Below are 15,195 nucleotides of genomic sequence, written 5' to 3'. Positions count from 1 at the left end.
TGCCGGTACGGGTGTCGTCGCCGGTGGGACGCGGCGGGACCCGTCAGGCTCCGATGAGCTTGGCGAACTTCTCCTCGTACGCCGTCTCTTCCTCGCTGGTGAGGGAGCGGAAGGCGTGCGACTTGGCGGCCATCGCCTTGTCGGGGACGATCAGGACGTTGTCCGCGAGCGCCGGGTCGATCTTGGCCAGCTCGTCCTTGACGCCCTCGACGGGGCAGACGTAGCTGATGTAGGCGGCCAGCTGCGCCGCCACCTCGGGCTCGTAGTAGTAGTCGATGAGCCGCTCCGCGTTGGCCTTGTGCCGGGCCTTCACGGGGACCAGCAGGTTGTCGCTGGAGGTGATGTAGCCGGGTGCCGGGATCGCGTACTGGATGTCCGGGTTGCCGGCCTGGAGCTGGATGACGTCGCCGGCCCAGGCCAGGCAGGCTGCGAGGTCGCCCTTGTCGAGGTCCGCGGTGTAGTCGTTGCCCGTGAAGCGGCGGATCTGCTTCTTGTCCACGCCCTTCTGGAGCCGGCCGATCGCCTCGTCGTAGTCGGCGTCGGTGAAGTTGGCCGGGTCCTTGCCCTGGTCGAGCAGGGTCATGCCGACGCTGTCGCGCATCTCGGTGAGGAAGCCGACGCGGCCCTTGAGGGAGGGGTCGTCGAGCATCTGCGTGACGGAGTCGACCTTCTTCCCGCCGGTCGCCTTGGTGTTGTAGGCGATCACGGTGTTGATGCCGGTCCAGGGGTAGCTGTACGCGCGGCCCGGGTCCCAGTCGGGGCTGCGGAACTGGGGGATCAGGTTGGCGTAGGCGTGCGGGAGGTGGGAGGGGTCCAGCTTCTGGGCCCAGCCGAGCCGGATGATGCGCGAAGCGAGCCAGTCGGTGACGACGATCAGGTCGCGGCCGGTGTCTTGGCCGGCCGCGAGCTGGGGCTTGATCTTGCCGAAGAACTCGACGTTGTCGTTGATGTCCTCGGTGTACTTGACCTTGATACCGGTCCGCTTGGTGAACTCCTCCAGCGTGGGACGCGACTTCTCGTCCTCGCTGGTGTCCATGTACTCGGTCCAGTTGGAGAAGTTGATCTCCTTCTCCTGCTCCGAGTGGTCGTCGGAGGCCGCGGCGGTGCCCTCCGCGCGCTTGGCCGGCGGGATGCCGCAGCCGGCCAGCGCGGACAGGCCGCCGAGGGTGAGCGCTCCGACTCCGGAGGCGCGCAGCACGGAGCGGCGGGTGAGGGCGCCGCGCCCGGTGGTGAGGCTGCGCCGCATGGCGGCGAGTTGCGCCGCCGAGAGGCGGTCGGGCTCGAACTGCTCCATGGGAGGTGCCCTTTCGGGATGGGTGCGGGCCGCTGGTCGGGCGGCTACTGGTTATCTGTCCCCGAAGATCGTGCGGTGCCAGTCCTTCGCCGCCACCGCGGTGTTGTCGTACATCACGTGCTTGACCTGCGTGTACTCCTCGAAGGAGTAGGTGCTCATGTCCTTTCCGAAGCCACTGGCCTTGTAGCCCCCGTGCGGCATCTCGCTGATGATCGGGATGTGGTCGTTGACCCAGACGCAGCCCGCCTGGATCTCACGGGTGGCGCGGTTCGCCCGGTACACGTCACGGCTCCATGCGGAGGCGGCGAGACCGTACGGGGTGTCGTTGGCCAGCGCGATGCCCTCGTCGTCGGTGTCGAAGGGCAGGACCACGAGGACCGGCCCGAAGATCTCGGACTGGACCACCTCGCTGTCCTGGGCGGCGCCGGAGATCAGCGTGGGACGGTAGTACGCACCGTCCGCGAGGCTACTTTCCCCCTCCCTGGCGCCGGGGATCTCGCCTCCGGTGACGACCGTGGCGTACGCGCGGGCGCGCTCGACGAAACCGGCGACCCGGTCGCGGTGCGCGTGCGAGACCAGCGGGCCGAGGTCGGTGGACGGGTCGAAGGGGTCGCCGACGCGGACGGTCTCCATCAGCTCGGCGACCCGGGCGACGAAGGCGTCGTGGAGGGGGCGCTGGACGTAGGCACGGGTGGCTGCCGTGCAGTCCTGGCCGCTGTTGATCAGGGAGGCGGCGACGGCGCCGTTGGCCGCGGCCTCCAGGTCGGCGTCGTCGAAGACGAGGAAGGGGGCCTTGCCGCCCAGCTCCAGGTGGAGCCGCTTGACAGTGGCGGTGGCGATCTCGGCGACCCGCTTGCCGATGGCGGTGGACCCGGTGAAGGAGGTCATGACCACGTCCGGGTGGCCGACCAGGTGCTCGCCCGCGTCCCGGCCGGCGCCGGTGACGATGTTGACCACGCCGTCGGGCAGGCCCGCTTCCTTGGCCGCCTGGGCGAACATCAGGGAGGTCAGCGGGGTGAGCTCGGCGGGCTTGAGGACGATGGTGTTGCCCGCGGCGATCGCCGGAAGGATCTTCCAGGCGGCCATCTGCAGCGGATAGTTCCACGGCGCGATGGAGCCCACGACCCCGATCGCCTCGCGGCGCACGTACGAGGTGTGGTCCCCGGAGTACTCCCCGGCGGCCTGCCCCTGGAGGTGGCGCGCGGCGCCCGCGAAGAAGGCGGTGTTGTCGATGGTCCCCGGCACGTCGAACTCCGTCGACAGCTTGACCGGCTTGCCGCACTGCAGGGACTCCGCGTACGCGAACTCCTCGGCCCGCTCGGACAGGACGCCGGCCAGCCGGTGCAGCGCGTCGGAGCGCTCCCCTGGGGTGGCTCCGGACCAGCCCGGGAAGGCCCGCTTGGCGGCGGCGACGGCGGCATCCACGTCGGCGGTGGAGGCCAGCTCGTAGGTGAGCACCTCCTCGCCCGTGGCAGGGTCGACCACGGTGTGTGACCGGCCCGAGGTGCCGGGCCGCAGCTGCCCGTCGATGTACTGCGCGCCTTCGGCGAATCGGTCCTTGACCTGGACCTTGACCTGGAAGCGGTTGCCCATCACGCTCTCACGCTCTCCGTAGCTACAGTTCGAGCTACAGCTCGAATTGAGTGCCGATCCTGGCAGAGGTACACCCCTCGGCCAAGTGATTCCGTTGTTGCCTTTTGATTACGCGACGGAATCGGTCGACCATGTGTCGAGGCGCGCCCGAAATCCCGTACGAAGTGTCCGGTGCTCCTGCGAGACTCGCATGCATGGAGAAGATCGAGGAACTGATCGGGCAGGTCAGCCGGGGTGAGAGGCTGAAGTTCCTGCCGTTCTGGGGACACCGTCCGCGGCCCGACGGGACGCTCGGACCGAGCTGCCTCAGTCAGTGGTGGCCGTCCGAGTTCACCGTGGGTGACGTGCGGTACGCCACCGCCGAGCACTGGATGATGGCCGGAAAGGCGCGCCTGTTCGAGGACGCCGAGGCGGAGCGCGCGGCCCTGGAGGCGAAGACACCGGCGGAGGCGAAGAAGGCCGGGCGGCTGGTGCGCGGCTTCGACGACGCGGTGTGGGTGCGGGAGCGGTTCGCGCTGGTGGTGGAGGGCAGCGTGCACAAGTTCGGCTCGGATCCGGCGCTGACCTCGTACCTGCTCTCGACCGGCAAGCGGGTCCTGGTGGAGGCCAGCCCGATGGACCGGATCTGGGGCATCGGGCTCGCAGCCGACGACGAGCGGGCCCTGGACCCGGCGCGCTGGCAGGGCCTGAACCTGCTGGGCTTCGCGCTCATGGAGGCGCGCGAGCGGCTGCGGGCGGAGCTGTAGCAACGCGTAGGCGGAGCTGTGGTACCGCGTTGGCGGAGCTGTGGTACCGCGTTAATCGGGTGCGCGCGCCGGGGCGGACGTCTAGCGTGATCCTTGTCCAGGTGCGCAGGTGAGACCTACTTCCACTGTTAATGGGGCGGCCGCGGGTTCGAGTCCCGTCACCGGCTTCGGGCCGGTGTAGCTCAGTTGGTAGAGCACCACGTGGTTTCGCCGACCTCGATCTCTGGACACCACGTTCGCACCTCCCGGTGCGCCGGCCACGGCTACTTCCTCCACGAAACAACGCCGCGGCCACTTCTTCCTCGGGAGGCGCACGTGCGGAGTGCCCGGTGCGCAGGCAACGGTTACTTCCGGATCAACAGGTCGCGGGTTCGAGTCCCGCCCGGCTCCGGCCGGTAGCTCAGTTGGATAGAGCAGTCGACATAGTCCGTCGCCGACTTCGATCTCGGGCATTCCGTACGTCACGCCTCCCCCGGTTTCCACTGAATTCGGGGGGATTCACATGGCTCGTTTCAACCTGCTCCGCTCCAAGGCGGCGCCCACCGCACCCGCTTCGCCCAGCGCACCCGCCTCACCGGTCCGCTCCACCGGCCACCGCGCCGCCAACGCGCACCGCAGCACCGGCTTCCTCCGCGATCCGCGCTCGGAGCTGTTCCTGCTCGCCGTCGCCAACTTCGTGACGCAGCAGACCGCTTACGAGTCCGGCGAGGCCCGCGACGACCGCTACGGCGCGCTCGTGCGCACCCTTGCCGTGGAGGATCCCGAGTGGACCGCCGGCCTGCTCGGCTGGCTGCGGCGCGACGGCAACATGCGGACGGCTTCGCTCGTCGGAGCCGCCGAGTACGTCAAGGCGCGGCTCGACGCCGGAGCGACCGGGGGGCCGTCGAACCGGCAGGTCGTGGACTCCGTACTGCTGCGCGCGGACGAGCCCGGCGAGCTGCTCGCCTACTGGACGGCCGCGTACGGGCGGAACGTGCCCAAGCCCGTCAAGCGCGGGATCGCCGACGCCGTGCGCCGCCTCTATTCCGGCAACTCGCTGCTGAAGTACGACACGGCTACCCGGGGATACCGCTTCGGCGACGTCCTCAACCTGGTGCACGCCTCCCCCGACCCCGCCAAGCCCTGGCAGGGCGAGCTGTTCCGGCACGCCCTCGACCGCCGGCACAACCCGGAGACCGCCGAGGTCCCGCCGGGCAACCGCACCCTGCTCGCGCACCGGGCCCTGATGGAGCTGCCGGTGGCGGAGCGCCGGGCCGTGGTCACCGCGGCGGACGGCCCCGAGCGGCTCGCCGCGGCGGGCATGACCTGGGAGGCGCTGGCCGGCTGGCTGCAGGGGCCGATGGACGCGGCAGCCTGGGAGGCGGTCATCCCGTCCATGGGCGCGATGGCGCTGCTGCGCAACCTGCGCAACTTCGACCAGGCCGGAGTCTCGGACGAGGTCGCCGCGCAGGTCGCGGCGAAGATCTCCGACCCGGAGACCGTCGCCCGGGCCCGGCAGTTCCCCTTCCGCTACCTCGCCGCCTACCAGCACGCGCCCTCGCTGCGGTGGGCGTACCCGCTGGAGCGGGCGCTGGGCCACTCCCTGGCCCACGTACCGGCGCTGCCCGGGCGGACGCTGGTCCTGGTGGACCGGTCCGGGTCGATGTGGTCGCCGCTGTCGGACCGCTCGCAGCTCAACAGGGCGGACGCGGCAGCCGTTTTCGGGACGGCGCTGGCGCTGCGCGCCGAGGACGCCGACCTGGTGCAGTTCGGCTCCACCAGCAAGGCGGTCGATTACCGGCGCGGGGAGTCGGTGCTGAAGGTCCTGGAGCGGTTCGAGGACCTCGGCGGCACGTACACGGCGGAGGCGGTGCGCACGCACTACGCGGGCCACGACCGGGTCCTGATCGTCACCGACGAGCAGGCCACGTACGCCTACGGCGGCGATCCCACGGCCCTGGTACCGGACACGGTCCCGGTGTACACGTGGAACCTCGCCGGATACCGGGTGGGCCACGCACCCTCCGGGTCCGCGCACCGGCACACCTTCGGCGGGCTCACCGACGCGGCCTTCCGCATGGTGTCCCTGATCGAGGACGGCCTGGACGCCAGGTGGCCCTGGGAGACCGGGCAGGCGGACGCGGCCCGCTGACAGCACGGCCGAGGGCCGGGCGGGGACAGTGGATGTCCCCGCCCGGCCCTTCCGCTGTTCCCGCCGTGCGGATCAACCGCGGTGCAGGACCTGCGTGTTCTCGTACGGAGACGAGTAGTCCGAGTCGTAGTCGGAGTCGGAGCCCTCGTCCCCGAGCAGGACACCGAAGATCATGAGGGCGATGAACAGGCAGCTGATCACGATGCCGACCGCGCCGGTGATGATGCCGGCCAGCGCCATGCCCCCGTTGTCGGCCTCGCCGCGCTTGGCCTTGCCGCGGGCCAGTACGCCGAAGATGACGGCCGGGACGCCGAACAGCAGGCCCAGGTAACAGCTGACCACGGCGATGATCCCGAGGACGAGCGCGGTGACGCCGAAGCCGTTGCTCATGGGCCGGTACCCCGGGTATCCGGGGTATCCCGGATACCCGGGATAGGCCGGCTGGCCGCCGTACGACGGCTGCGGGGCGCCCTGGTGGGCGGGGTAGCCGCCGTACGGGGCCTGCGGCGCGCCCGGCTGGGCCGGGTAGCCGTACCCGGCCGGATCCGGCTGCGCCGGGTAGCCGTAGGCGGGCGTCGCGCCGGGCGCCTGCCCGGGCTGGGGTGCGGGCACGGGCGTGCCCGGGGGTATCCCTCCGCCGCCGGGCATCCCCGTGACGGTCTGCTGGTCGTGCACCCCCGGCGCGCTCGGCGCCCCCGTCCCACCCTGCTGTTTGCCCAGATCGACCGCGGGCTGCTCCAGCGGCGCCCAGGGGTCTCGCGACTCGGGGCTCTGATCGGTCATACGGCGCCCCCCTCTCGTACGGCCATGCTAAGCGCTCCCTCCGACAGGCCCCTTCGGCGGTGCGGATCCTGCCTACGATGAAGCCCGTTCCATCCGCACGCGCCCTTCGGAGGCACCCTCATGCCCGACCTGCACCCCTTCATCGCGGGGCTGCCCAAGGCCGAACTGCACGTCCACCACGTCGGCTCGGCCTCCCCCCGCATCGTCGCCGAACTCGCCTCCCGGCACCCCGACTCCAGGGTCCCCACGGACCCCGAGGCCCTCGCCGACTACTTCACCTTCACCGACTTCGCGCACTTCATCGAGGTCTACCTCTCCGTCGTCGACCTGGTCCGCACCCCTGACGACGTGCGCCACCTCACCTTCGAGATCGCCCGCGACATGGCCCGGCAGAACATCCGGTACGCCGAGCTCACGATCACCCCGTACTCCTCCACCCGCCGCGGGATCGACGAGAAGGCCTTCATGGAGGCCATCGAGGACGCCCGCAAGGCCGCCGAGGCCGAGCTCGGCGTGATCCTGCGCTGGTGCTTCGACATCCCCGGCGAAGCCGGCGAGGAAGCCGCCGCGGAGACCGCACGCCTCGCCCTGGACCTGCGCCCCGAAGGCCTGGTCTCCTTCGGCCTGGGCGGCCCGGAGGTCGGGGTCCCGCGCCCGCAGTTCAAGCCGTACTTCGACGCCGCCCGCGCCGCCGGACTGCACAGCGTGCCGCACGCCGGCGAGACCACCGGTCCCGAGACCATCTGGGACGCGATCCGCGAGCTGGGCGCCGAGCGCATCGGCCACGGCACCAGCGCCACCCGGGACCCGGAGCTGCTCGCCTACCTCGCCGAACACCGCATCGCGCTGGAGGTCTGCCCCACCTCCAACATCGCCACCCGCGCCGTCGCCACCCTCGACGAGCACCCCGTCAAGGAGATGGTGGCGGCCGGCGTGCTCGTCACCATCAACAGCGACGACCCGCCGATGTTCGGCTCCGACCTCAACAACGAGTACGCGGTGGCCGCCCGCCTGCTGGACCTCGACGAGCGCGGCCTCGCCCAGCTCGCGAAGAACGCCGTCGAGGCCTCCTTCCTCGACCCGGCCGGCAAGGCGAAGCTCACCGCCGAGATCGACACGTACACCTCCGCCTGGCTGGCTTCCTGACGGCTGCGCAGAATGGGTGCATGCGCACCCTGACTGCCGTAGGCCACCGCGGGGATCCCTACCGCGTCCGCGAGAACACCCTGCCCTCGATCCGCTCCGCCTTCGACCGGGGCGCGGACGCGGTGGAGATCGACGTACGGATGACCCGCGACGGGGTTCCCGTACTGCTCCACGACGAGGACCTCCAGCGGCTGTGGGGCCATGACGTACGGCTCGAAGGCGTCACGGCCCCGCAGCTGAAGGAGCTGACGGAGGGCGGGATCCCGACCCTGCGCGACGCCCTCATGGCCGCCGGTGCGGGCCGGGTCATGGTCGACCTGCCGGGTGCGAGCGCCGGGACCGTGCGGACCGTCGTCGGCCAGGTCCGCGAGTGCGGGGCCCGTGACCGTACGTACTACTGCGCGGGTCCGGCCACCATGCTGGCGGTGCGCGCCGCCGATCCGGGCGCCGAGATCGCGCTGACGTGGACCACCCTGGCTCCCCCGCGCCGGGTGCTGATCGACGCGGTGGCCCCGACCTGGCTCAACTACCGCTTCGGGCTGGTCGGCCCGGAGCTGGTGGACGCCCTGCACCGGGACGGCCTGCTGGTGTCGGCCTGGACCCCGGACACCAAGCGTGCGATGCGCGCGCTGGTCAGGGCCGGGGTGGACTCGATCACCACGAACCGGTTGGACGCTCTGGGAGCCGTACGGGCCGAGCTCGGCCGGTGATACGGGCCTGGGGGGAGCTCGGAGCGTGGATCCGGCGGGCCGGTCCGCGCCGGCAGGACCTGGGGCTGATGCTGCTGGTGCAACTGGCCGTCACGATGCCCTTCGTGGTGCCCCGGCCGGCCGATGCGCCGCCCGCGGACTGGATCTCGTACGCGATGACCACGCTCGGCGTGCTGCCGCTGGTGTGGCGGCGGCGGGCTCCGGTGACGGTGCTGGTCGCGATCCTGGCGGCCGGCGGCGTGTACAACCTGGCGGGGGACGGCCCGGGGCAGCCGCTTCCGTACGCGGGGCTGCTCGCCTTCTACACGGTCGCCCTGCAGTGCACGGCCCGGGTGCGGCTGACGGTGGGCGGGCTGACGGTCCTCACGGTCGCCCTGTCGGTGTACTGGAACACCGGGACCGCACGCGAACTGCTCTTCACCTTCTTCGTCTCCGGCGCCGCGTACGCGCTGGGGCGCCTGCAGCACACCCGGCAGGCGTACACGGCCGCCCTCGTGGACCGGGCCGCCCAGCTGGAGCGGGCCAACCGGATCGAGGCGGAGCAGGCGGCCGCCCGCGAACGGGCCCGGATCGCACGGGAGATGCACGACATCCTCTCGCACGCGGTCAGCATCATGATCGTGCAGGCGGAGGCCGGTCCGGTGGCCGTACGCAGGGCCCCCGAGCGGGCCGAGGCCGCGTTCGAGGCGATCGCCGAGACGGGCCGGGACGCGATGGCCCAGCTGCGCACGATGCTGGGGGTGCTGCGCACGGACGAGGCGGCGCCGCGCTCCCCGCAGCCCGGAATCGGGGAGCTGGCAGGGCTGCTGGAGCGGGTCCGGGGCAGCGGGCCGGAGGTGCTCTACGAGCGCACGGGCTCGGTGCGCGCCCTGCCGGCGGCGCTGGAGGCGACGGTGCACCGGGTGGTGCAGGAGGCCCTGACCAATGTGGTCAAGCACGCCGGGGCATCGGCGGTGGCCGTGCGCCTGGAGTACGGGGAGCGGGAGCTCACGGTGACGGTCACGGACGACGGGCGGGGTCCGGACGCGGGGGCGGATGCGGGGATGGATGCGGGGGCGGGTCCGGGTTCCGTGCCGCGGGCTCGACCGGGTGGGCACGGCCTGATCGGGATCCGGGAGCGGGCCGCCGCCCACGGGGGCACGGCGCGGACGGGGCCCGGGCCGGACGGCACCGGCTTCGAGGTGCGGGTGGTGCTTGTAACGTCGGGCGCGGAGGTGGGGAAGTGACGATCCGTGTGGTGGTGGCCGACGACCAGGAACTGGTGCGCAGCGGCTTCGCGATGATCCTGGACGTCCAGGAGGACATCGAGGTGGTGGCGGAGGTCGGGGACGGTGCGGCGGCGGTCGCGGCGGTACGGTCCCTCGCGCCCGACGTGGCGCTGCTGGACGTCCGGATGCCGGTGCTGGACGGGATCGAGGCGTGCCGGGAGATCTCGGGGACGAGTTCCTGCCGGACGGTGATGCTGACGACCTTCGACTCGGACGAGTACGTGTACGAGGCGCTGCACGCCGGGGCCAGCGGGTTCCTGCTCAAGGACGTGCGGCGGGACGATCTGGTGCACGCGGTACGGGTGGTGGCGGCGGGCGAGTCCCTGCTGGCGCCTTCGGTGGCCCGGCGGCTGATCGCGGAGTACACGGCGGCGACGGCCCGGCCGGCGGCCGGGGAGGCGCTGTCCGCGCAGCGGTTGGAGGTGCTGACGGCCCGGGAGCGGGAGACGCTGCTGCACCTGGGGCGGGGGCTGTCGAACGCGGAGCTCGCGGTGGAGCTGATGGTCAGCGAGCACACGGTCAAATCGCATGTGGGCAACGTGCTGTCGAAGCTGGGGCTGCGGGACCGGATCCAGGCGGTGATCTGCGCGTACGAGACGGGTCTGATCGCGGCCGGCTCTCCGGTATCTCCCTCTGGGGAGTGAGACGAGGGGTATCTCCTCGCTCTCGGTGGTGAGTTGTCGTACCGGCAAAGACCCCTCTCGGTGGTGATCCGCAACTACCCCTGTGACCAGCAGCATTGAGGTCATCGGGGCGGAAGTCGCCCGGAGAGCCGACAGGGGGATCCCACCATGAACCGAGCGACCCGCACACTCATCGCCACCGCCCTGGTCCTGGGCGTCGCGGCCGGTCCGGCCGTCGCCCACACCGGGTCGGGGGTCTCGTCGGCCCCGGCCCCGAGCTCCGCGACGCAGGGGCCCGCACCGCTGGTCTCGACCCCGCCGAACGCCACGGCGCTGGAGCGGGCGATCGCGGGGCTCGGGGCGGATCACGAGGACGCCACGGCCGCGCTGGTACGGGTGGGCGGCACGAGCGGTGGCTGGCAGGGCAGTTCCGGTGTCGCGGACATCCGCACCGGGCGCCCGGCGATCGAGCAGGGCCGGTTCCGGGCCGGGTCGGTGACCAAGGCCTTCACCTCGGCGGTGGTGCTCCAGCTCGCCGCCGAGGGCAGGCTGGACCTCGACGGGCCGGTCCGCCGGTACCTGCCCGAGACCGTCCCGGAGGCGTACGGCACGGTCACCGTCCGGCAGCTGCTCAACCACACCAGCGGGATTCAGGCGGCCGACGGTCCGGGCGACTCCTTCGAGGCGCAGTGGGAGCACCGCTTCGACGTGACCGATCCGCACGACCAGATCGCCGACGCAGTGACCAAGAGCCCGGAGTTCGTCCCGGGCACGGCCCAGCACTACCTGAACATCAACTACACCGTGCTGGGCGTGCTGATCGAGAAGGTGACGGGCACGACGTACGAGAAGGCGGTCGCGGCGCGGGTCCTGAGGCCGTTGGGGCTGCGGGACACCTCGTTCCCGGGCCGGTTCCAGACCCGCATACCGGGTCGCCACAACCACGGGTACCAGGCGGTGGCGCGGGAGGACGGTTCCACCGAGCTGCGGGACGTGACGGAGTGGAACTCCTCGGACCGGTGGGCGGCGGGCGACATCATCTCCACCACGGCCGATCTGGAGCGGTTCACCGTGGCCCTGTTCAGCGGACGCCTCGTACCGGCGGCGCAGTTGGAGGAGATGTTCACGGTTCCCGGGGTGAAGGACTTCGTCACGGGCAAGTCCGCGACGATGACGGCCGGGATGTCGCGGATCACCCTGCCGGACGGCACGGTCGCCTGGGGCAAGACGGGCGGCCGGCACGGCTACAACACGGCGATAGGCGGGACCCGCGACCTGTCCCGCACCCTCGTGTACTCGGTCAACTCGACCGATGCCAAGGGCCAGGACATGAACCCGGTGACCCTCGGCATCGTCATGGCCGCCTTCGCCAAGTAGCGCGGACTCAGCCCCGGGCCTCGGCCAGGTCCGCGGCCAGGTCCTCGGCCGGGGCCGGGGCCGGCACCGGGGCCCGAGTGGCGTCCGTCGGCATGGCCTCCAGCCGCTTGATCATGCGCCGCAGGATGAGCAGCGGAATCACCCCGAAGACGCCGAACGACATGTCGATCACCGACCACCAGACCGGGATGCCGCGGATGGGCCCGCAGATCAGGGCCAGCGGAATGATGCCGGCGCAGGCGATCATTCCGGCCTCGACGATCCAGACGTTGCGGACGGGATCGCGGTGGACCCCGTAGAAGAACACCGCGATCACCAGATGGGCGAAGGCGAGCCAGTCCGTGCCGTAGAGGAGGAAGGGGTACTCGGAGTCCGCCCGCTCCAGCCCGTCGCCGACACGGCGCAGCCACTCGTTGTCCACCAGGGCATTGGCCCAGTGGAGTTCGCTCACCAGGGGGAAGGCGGTGAGTCCGCTCAGCACCAGGCAGACGAGGAACAGGGCAAGCCAGGCACGGATCCGCCGCAGAAGGGCGCTTCTCTCGCTCATGGAAGGAAGCCTACGCGGGTTTCTGAACATGTTCAGCACAATTGCTGAACATGTTCAGTTCCGCCGCCGGACCGAGATCAGAGCCCCCACCCTCAAAGACCGACGATGCCGTTCCAGCGCTTGGCGAAGGAGGGGCGCTCGGCGGAGGAGATGTCGCGGGCCACGACGAGCCGCTTGCGCATGTCCTCGTCGGGGAAGATCAGCGGGTTCTCGGCCAGCTCGGCGGTCTCCCGGTCGTCCGAGGCGGCCAGCACCTCGCGGGCGGCCGGGACCGGGCAGACGTAGTTGACGGAGGCGGCGAGCAGCGCGGCCATCTCCGGGTCGTAGTAGAAGTCGATCAGCGCCTCGGCGTTGGCCTTGCGAGGAGCCAGGTTGGGGATGAGCAGACTCTCCGCCCAGAGTTCGCCCCCTTCCTCGGGGACCACGAACTCGATGTCGGGGTTGTCGGCCTGGAGCTGGATCGCGTCCCCCGAATAGGCCTGGCAGGCCAGCACGTCGCCCTTGCTCAGATCGGAGGTGTAGTCGTTGCCGGTGAAGCGGCGGATGTGCTTCTTCTTCACCATGCTCTCCACCCGGTCGCACATCCGGTGGAAGTCGGTTTCGGTCCACTTGGTCACGTCGGCCCCGTTGCCCTGCATCAGCAGGGAGAAGGACTCGTCCAGACCGGAGAAGAGCGTGACCTTGCCGGCCAGGTCCGGGTGCCACAGGTCCTGGACGGACTTGATCTCCCGGCCGAGCGCCTTGCGGTTGTAGGCGATGCCGGTGATCCCCGACTGCCAGGGCACGGTGTGCAGCCGGCCCTCGTCGAAGGCGGGCGAGCGCAACTGCGGGTCCAGGTACTTCGACACGTTCGCCTGCGCCGAGCGGTCCATCTTCTGGGCCCAGCCCAGGTGGACGAAGCGGGCGGCCATCCAGTCGCTGACCACGACCACGTCGTGGCCGGTCTGCTGGTGATTCATCAGAGCCGGACTGATCTTGCCGAAGAACTCGTCGTTGTCGTTGATCTCCTCGGTGTACCGGACCTCGATGCCGGTCTTCTCCGCGAAGGCGTCCAGCGTCGGACGCCTGCTCTCGTCCTCTTCGTCGGTGTCGATGTAGAGGGGCCAGTTGGAGAAGGAGACGCTCCGATCGCTCTCGGACCGGTCCCGCCCCTCCCGCCGACTCTCGGGGACGTACGCGGCCGGGACACCACAGCCGGTGAGGCCGGCCAGCAGGCCCGCGGCACCGAGGCCGCGCAGCGCCGCGCGGCGGGAAAAGGCGAGTTCAGGCATGGGAGGAGCCTTGTGGAACGCCGAAGGGCGGGCAATAGACATGTTGTCTACTACCCGCCCCGTCAAGGCTGTGACCTGGTCGATGCGGCGGCCGACCGGCCGCCCGCCCGGCCTACGGTCAGCCGTCGAGCGAGGTCATGACGTGCTTGATGCGCGTGTAGTCCTCGAAGCCGTAGGCGGAGAGGTCCTTGCCGTAGCCGGACTTCTTGTATCCGCCGTGGGGCATCTCGGCGACGAGCGGGATGTGGGTGTTGATCCACACGCAGCCGAAGTCGAGGTTCTTGGACATCCGCATCGCGCGGCCGTGGTCCTTGGTCCACACGGACGAGGCGAGGGCGAACTCGACGTCGTTCGCGTACGCCAGGGCCTGGTCCTCGTCCGTGAAGGACTGGACCGTGATGACGGGGCCGAAGACCTCGTTCTGGATGATCTCGTCGTCCTGCTTGAGGCCGGAGACCACGGTCGGGGCGTAGAAGTAGCCCTTCTCGCCGACCTGGTGGCCGCCCGCCTCGACCTTGGCGTGGGCGGGGAGCCGCTCGATGAAGCCCGCGACCTGCTTCAGCTGGTTCGGGTTGTTCAGCGGGCCGTAGAGCACGTCCTCGTCGTCCGGCTGCCCGGTCTTGGTGTCGGCCGCGTTCTTGGCCAGCGCCGCGACGAACTCGTCGTGGATCGACTCGTGGACCAGTACGCGGCAGGCCGCGGTGCAGTCCTGGCCGGCGTTGAAGAAGCCCGCGACCGCGATGTCCTCGGCGGCCTTGGCGATGTCGGCGTCCTCGAAGACCACGACGGGAGCCTTGCCACCGAGCTCCAGGTGGACGCGCTTGACGTCCTTGGAGGCGCTCTCGGCGACCTGCATGCCCGCGCGCACCGAGCCGGTGATGGAGGCCATCGCCGGAGTGCGGTGCTCGACCATGGCCCGGCCGGTTTCGCGGTCGCCGCAGACGACGTTGAAGACGCCCTTGGGCAGGATCTCGCCGATGATCTCCGCCATCAGGATGGTGGAGGCCGGGGTGGTGTCCGAGGGCTTGAGGACCACGGTGTTGCCCGCGGCCAGGGCCGGGGCGAACTTCCAGACGGCCATCATCATCGGGTAGTTCCACGGCGCGACCTGGGCACAGACGCCGACCGGCTCACGGCGGACGATCGAGGTCATCCCCTCCATGTACTCGCCGGCCGAACGGCCCTCGAGCAGGCGGGCGGCACCGGCGAAGAAGCGGATCTGGTCCACCATCGGCGGCAGCTCCTCGCTGGCCGTGAGGCCGAGCGGCTTGCCGGTGTTCTCCGATTCGGTGGCGACCAGCTCGTCCGCGCGGGCCTCGAGGGCGTCCGCGATCTTCAGCAGGGCCTTCTGGCGCGCGGAGGGGGTCGCGTCGCGCCAGGCCGGGAAGGCTGCCGCGGCCGCGGCCATGGCGGCGTCGACGTCCGCCTGGCCGGAGAGGGGAGCAGTCGCGTACGCCTCGCCCGTGGCGGGGTTGACCACCTCGGTGGTCCGCCCGTCGGCGGCGTCCTTGAACTCCCCGCCGATGTAGTTGCGCAGACGACGCAGTTCGGTGGTCACTACAGCCACACTCCTGTGATCACATGTCCAATGGTTGAGACAGCTACTCAGCCTAGCCCCTCGGACACCGTTTTCGACAGGCCCACACAGCACGAACTACGGAATCGGTGAGATCCTGCTCCCGAAACAACGAATTACATCGTTCTCG

General features: G+C 70.6%; 13 protein-coding genes and 1 tRNA gene. 8 read left to right on the top strand and 6 right to left on the bottom strand.

The window, feature by feature from the left end:
* Window positions 1–43 precede the first annotated feature (43 nt).
* Together ACFVX6_RS29065 and ACFVX6_RS29060 are read right to left on the bottom strand one after the other, a co-directional pair.
* A complete protein-coding gene (locus ACFVX6_RS29065; protein ID WP_389696385.1) occupies window positions 44–1,294 on the bottom strand; it encodes a spermidine/putrescine ABC transporter substrate-binding protein in 1,251 nt (416 codons plus the stop codon).
* A gap of 51 nt (window positions 1,295–1,345) precedes the next feature.
* Window positions 1,346–2,887, bottom strand: a complete 1,542-nt coding sequence (locus ACFVX6_RS29060; protein ID WP_389696411.1) for a gamma-aminobutyraldehyde dehydrogenase — start codon at window positions 2,885–2,887, stop codon at window positions 1,346–1,348.
* A 194-nt stretch (window positions 2,888–3,081) separates the two neighbouring features.
* Here ACFVX6_RS29060 and ACFVX6_RS29055 point away from each other — a divergent pair, with 194 nt between their 5' ends.
* The 3 genes from ACFVX6_RS29055 to ACFVX6_RS29045 all read left to right on the top strand — a co-directional run bounded on the left by ACFVX6_RS29055 (window position 3,082) and on the right by ACFVX6_RS29045 (window position 5,764).
* A complete protein-coding gene (locus ACFVX6_RS29055; protein ID WP_389696383.1) occupies window positions 3,082–3,633 on the top strand; it encodes an NADAR family protein in 552 nt (183 codons plus the stop codon).
* A 105-nt stretch (window positions 3,634–3,738) separates the two neighbouring features.
* Window positions 3,739–3,800 (top strand) — tRNA-Ser (locus ACFVX6_RS29050).
* A 335-nt stretch (window positions 3,801–4,135) separates the two neighbouring features.
* Window positions 4,136–5,764, top strand: coding sequence for a TROVE domain-containing protein (locus ACFVX6_RS29045; RefSeq protein WP_389696381.1), 1,629 nt, complete (start codon window positions 4,136–4,138; stop codon window positions 5,762–5,764).
* A gap of 72 nt (window positions 5,765–5,836) precedes the next feature.
* Here ACFVX6_RS29045 and ACFVX6_RS29040 read toward each other — a convergent pair whose 3' ends face one another.
* Window positions 5,837–6,547 carry a DUF4190 domain-containing protein gene (locus ACFVX6_RS29040; protein ID WP_389696379.1) on the bottom strand — a complete coding sequence of 237 codons (711 nt, stop codon included), beginning with the start codon at window positions 6,545–6,547 and terminating at the stop codon, window positions 5,837–5,839.
* Window positions 6,548–6,667: 120 nt separating this feature from the next.
* Here ACFVX6_RS29040 and ACFVX6_RS29035 point away from each other — a divergent pair, with 120 nt between their 5' ends.
* From ACFVX6_RS29035 to ACFVX6_RS29015, 5 genes are all read left to right on the top strand, one after another.
* Window positions 6,668–7,693 carry an adenosine deaminase gene (locus ACFVX6_RS29035; RefSeq protein ID WP_389696377.1) on the top strand — a complete coding sequence of 342 codons (1,026 nt, stop codon included), beginning with the start codon at window positions 6,668–6,670 and terminating at the stop codon, window positions 7,691–7,693.
* Between the two features lie 20 nt (window positions 7,694–7,713).
* The gene (locus tag ACFVX6_RS29030) at window positions 7,714–8,403 is read left to right on the top strand and encodes a glycerophosphodiester phosphodiesterase (RefSeq protein WP_389696375.1); all 690 of its coding nucleotides are present in this window, start codon (window positions 7,714–7,716) and stop codon (window positions 8,401–8,403) included.
* A gap of 68 nt (window positions 8,404–8,471) precedes the next feature.
* Window positions 8,472–9,629, top strand: a complete 1,158-nt coding sequence (locus ACFVX6_RS29025) for a sensor histidine kinase (RefSeq protein ID WP_389696373.1) — start codon at window positions 8,472–8,474, stop codon at window positions 9,627–9,629.
* A complete protein-coding gene (locus tag ACFVX6_RS29020; RefSeq protein WP_389696371.1) occupies window positions 9,626–10,315 on the top strand; it encodes a response regulator in 690 nt (229 codons plus the stop codon). The genes ACFVX6_RS29025 and ACFVX6_RS29020 overlap by 4 nt, the downstream gene beginning before the upstream one ends.
* Window positions 10,316–10,462: 147 nt before the next feature.
* Complete coding sequence (locus tag ACFVX6_RS29015; RefSeq protein WP_389696369.1) at window positions 10,463–11,671, top strand: serine hydrolase domain-containing protein; 1,209 nt, start codon at window positions 10,463–10,465, stop codon at window positions 11,669–11,671.
* A 7-nt stretch (window positions 11,672–11,678) separates the two neighbouring features.
* Here the strand turns inward: ACFVX6_RS29015 and ACFVX6_RS29010 are convergent, their stop codons facing one another.
* The 3 genes from ACFVX6_RS29010 to ACFVX6_RS29000 all read right to left on the bottom strand — a co-directional run bounded on the left by ACFVX6_RS29010 (window position 11,679) and on the right by ACFVX6_RS29000 (window position 15,047).
* Window positions 11,679–12,218 carry a hypothetical protein gene (locus ACFVX6_RS29010; protein WP_389696367.1) on the bottom strand — a complete coding sequence of 180 codons (540 nt, stop codon included), beginning with the start codon at window positions 12,216–12,218 and terminating at the stop codon, window positions 11,679–11,681.
* A 92-nt stretch (window positions 12,219–12,310) separates the two neighbouring features.
* Entirely contained in the window at window positions 12,311–13,489 is a 1,179-nt protein-coding gene (locus tag ACFVX6_RS29005; protein WP_389696365.1) for a spermidine/putrescine ABC transporter substrate-binding protein, read from the bottom strand.
* A gap of 118 nt (window positions 13,490–13,607) precedes the next feature.
* Window positions 13,608–15,047 (bottom strand): gamma-aminobutyraldehyde dehydrogenase, encoded by a 1,440-nt coding sequence (locus tag ACFVX6_RS29000; RefSeq protein WP_389696363.1) that lies wholly within the window; start codon window positions 15,045–15,047, stop codon window positions 13,608–13,610.
* Between the last annotated feature and the right edge of the window lie 148 nt (window positions 15,048–15,195).

The organism is Streptomyces sp. NPDC058289 (assembly GCF_042880975.1).
Classification (GTDB): Bacteria; Actinomycetota; Actinomycetes; order Streptomycetales; family Streptomycetaceae; genus Streptomyces; species Streptomyces stoeckheimensis.
Note: the sequence above shows the minus strand (reverse complement) of the source record. Positions and strands in the feature narration are given on the sequence as shown.

Coding starts and splice junctions, on each gene's coding strand:
- ACFVX6_RS29065 (WP_389696385.1), bottom strand. CDS start 1,294: ATGGAGCAGTTCGAGCCCGACCGCCTCTCGGCGGCGCAACTCGCCGCC.
- ACFVX6_RS29060 (WP_389696411.1), bottom strand. CDS start 2,887: ATGGGCAACCGCTTCCAGGTCAAGGTCCAGGTCAAGGACCGATTCGCC.
- ACFVX6_RS29055 (WP_389696383.1), top strand. CDS start 3,082: ATGGAGAAGATCGAGGAACTGATCGGGCAGGTCAGCCGGGGTGAGAGG.
- ACFVX6_RS29045 (WP_389696381.1), top strand. CDS start 4,136: ATGGCTCGTTTCAACCTGCTCCGCTCCAAGGCGGCGCCCACCGCACCC.
- ACFVX6_RS29040 (WP_389696379.1), bottom strand. CDS start 6,547: ATGACCGATCAGAGCCCCGAGTCGCGAGACCCCTGGGCGCCGCTGGAG.
- ACFVX6_RS29035 (WP_389696377.1), top strand. CDS start 6,668: ATGCCCGACCTGCACCCCTTCATCGCGGGGCTGCCCAAGGCCGAACTG.
- ACFVX6_RS29030 (WP_389696375.1), top strand. CDS start 7,714: ATGCGCACCCTGACTGCCGTAGGCCACCGCGGGGATCCCTACCGCGTC.
- ACFVX6_RS29025 (WP_389696373.1), top strand. CDS start 8,472: ATGCTGCTGGTGCAACTGGCCGTCACGATGCCCTTCGTGGTGCCCCGG.
- ACFVX6_RS29015 (WP_389696369.1), top strand. CDS start 10,463: ATGAACCGAGCGACCCGCACACTCATCGCCACCGCCCTGGTCCTGGGC.
- ACFVX6_RS29010 (WP_389696367.1), bottom strand. CDS start 12,218: ATGAGCGAGAGAAGCGCCCTTCTGCGGCGGATCCGTGCCTGGCTTGCC.
- ACFVX6_RS29005 (WP_389696365.1), bottom strand. CDS start 13,489: ATGCCTGAACTCGCCTTTTCCCGCCGCGCGGCGCTGCGCGGCCTCGGT.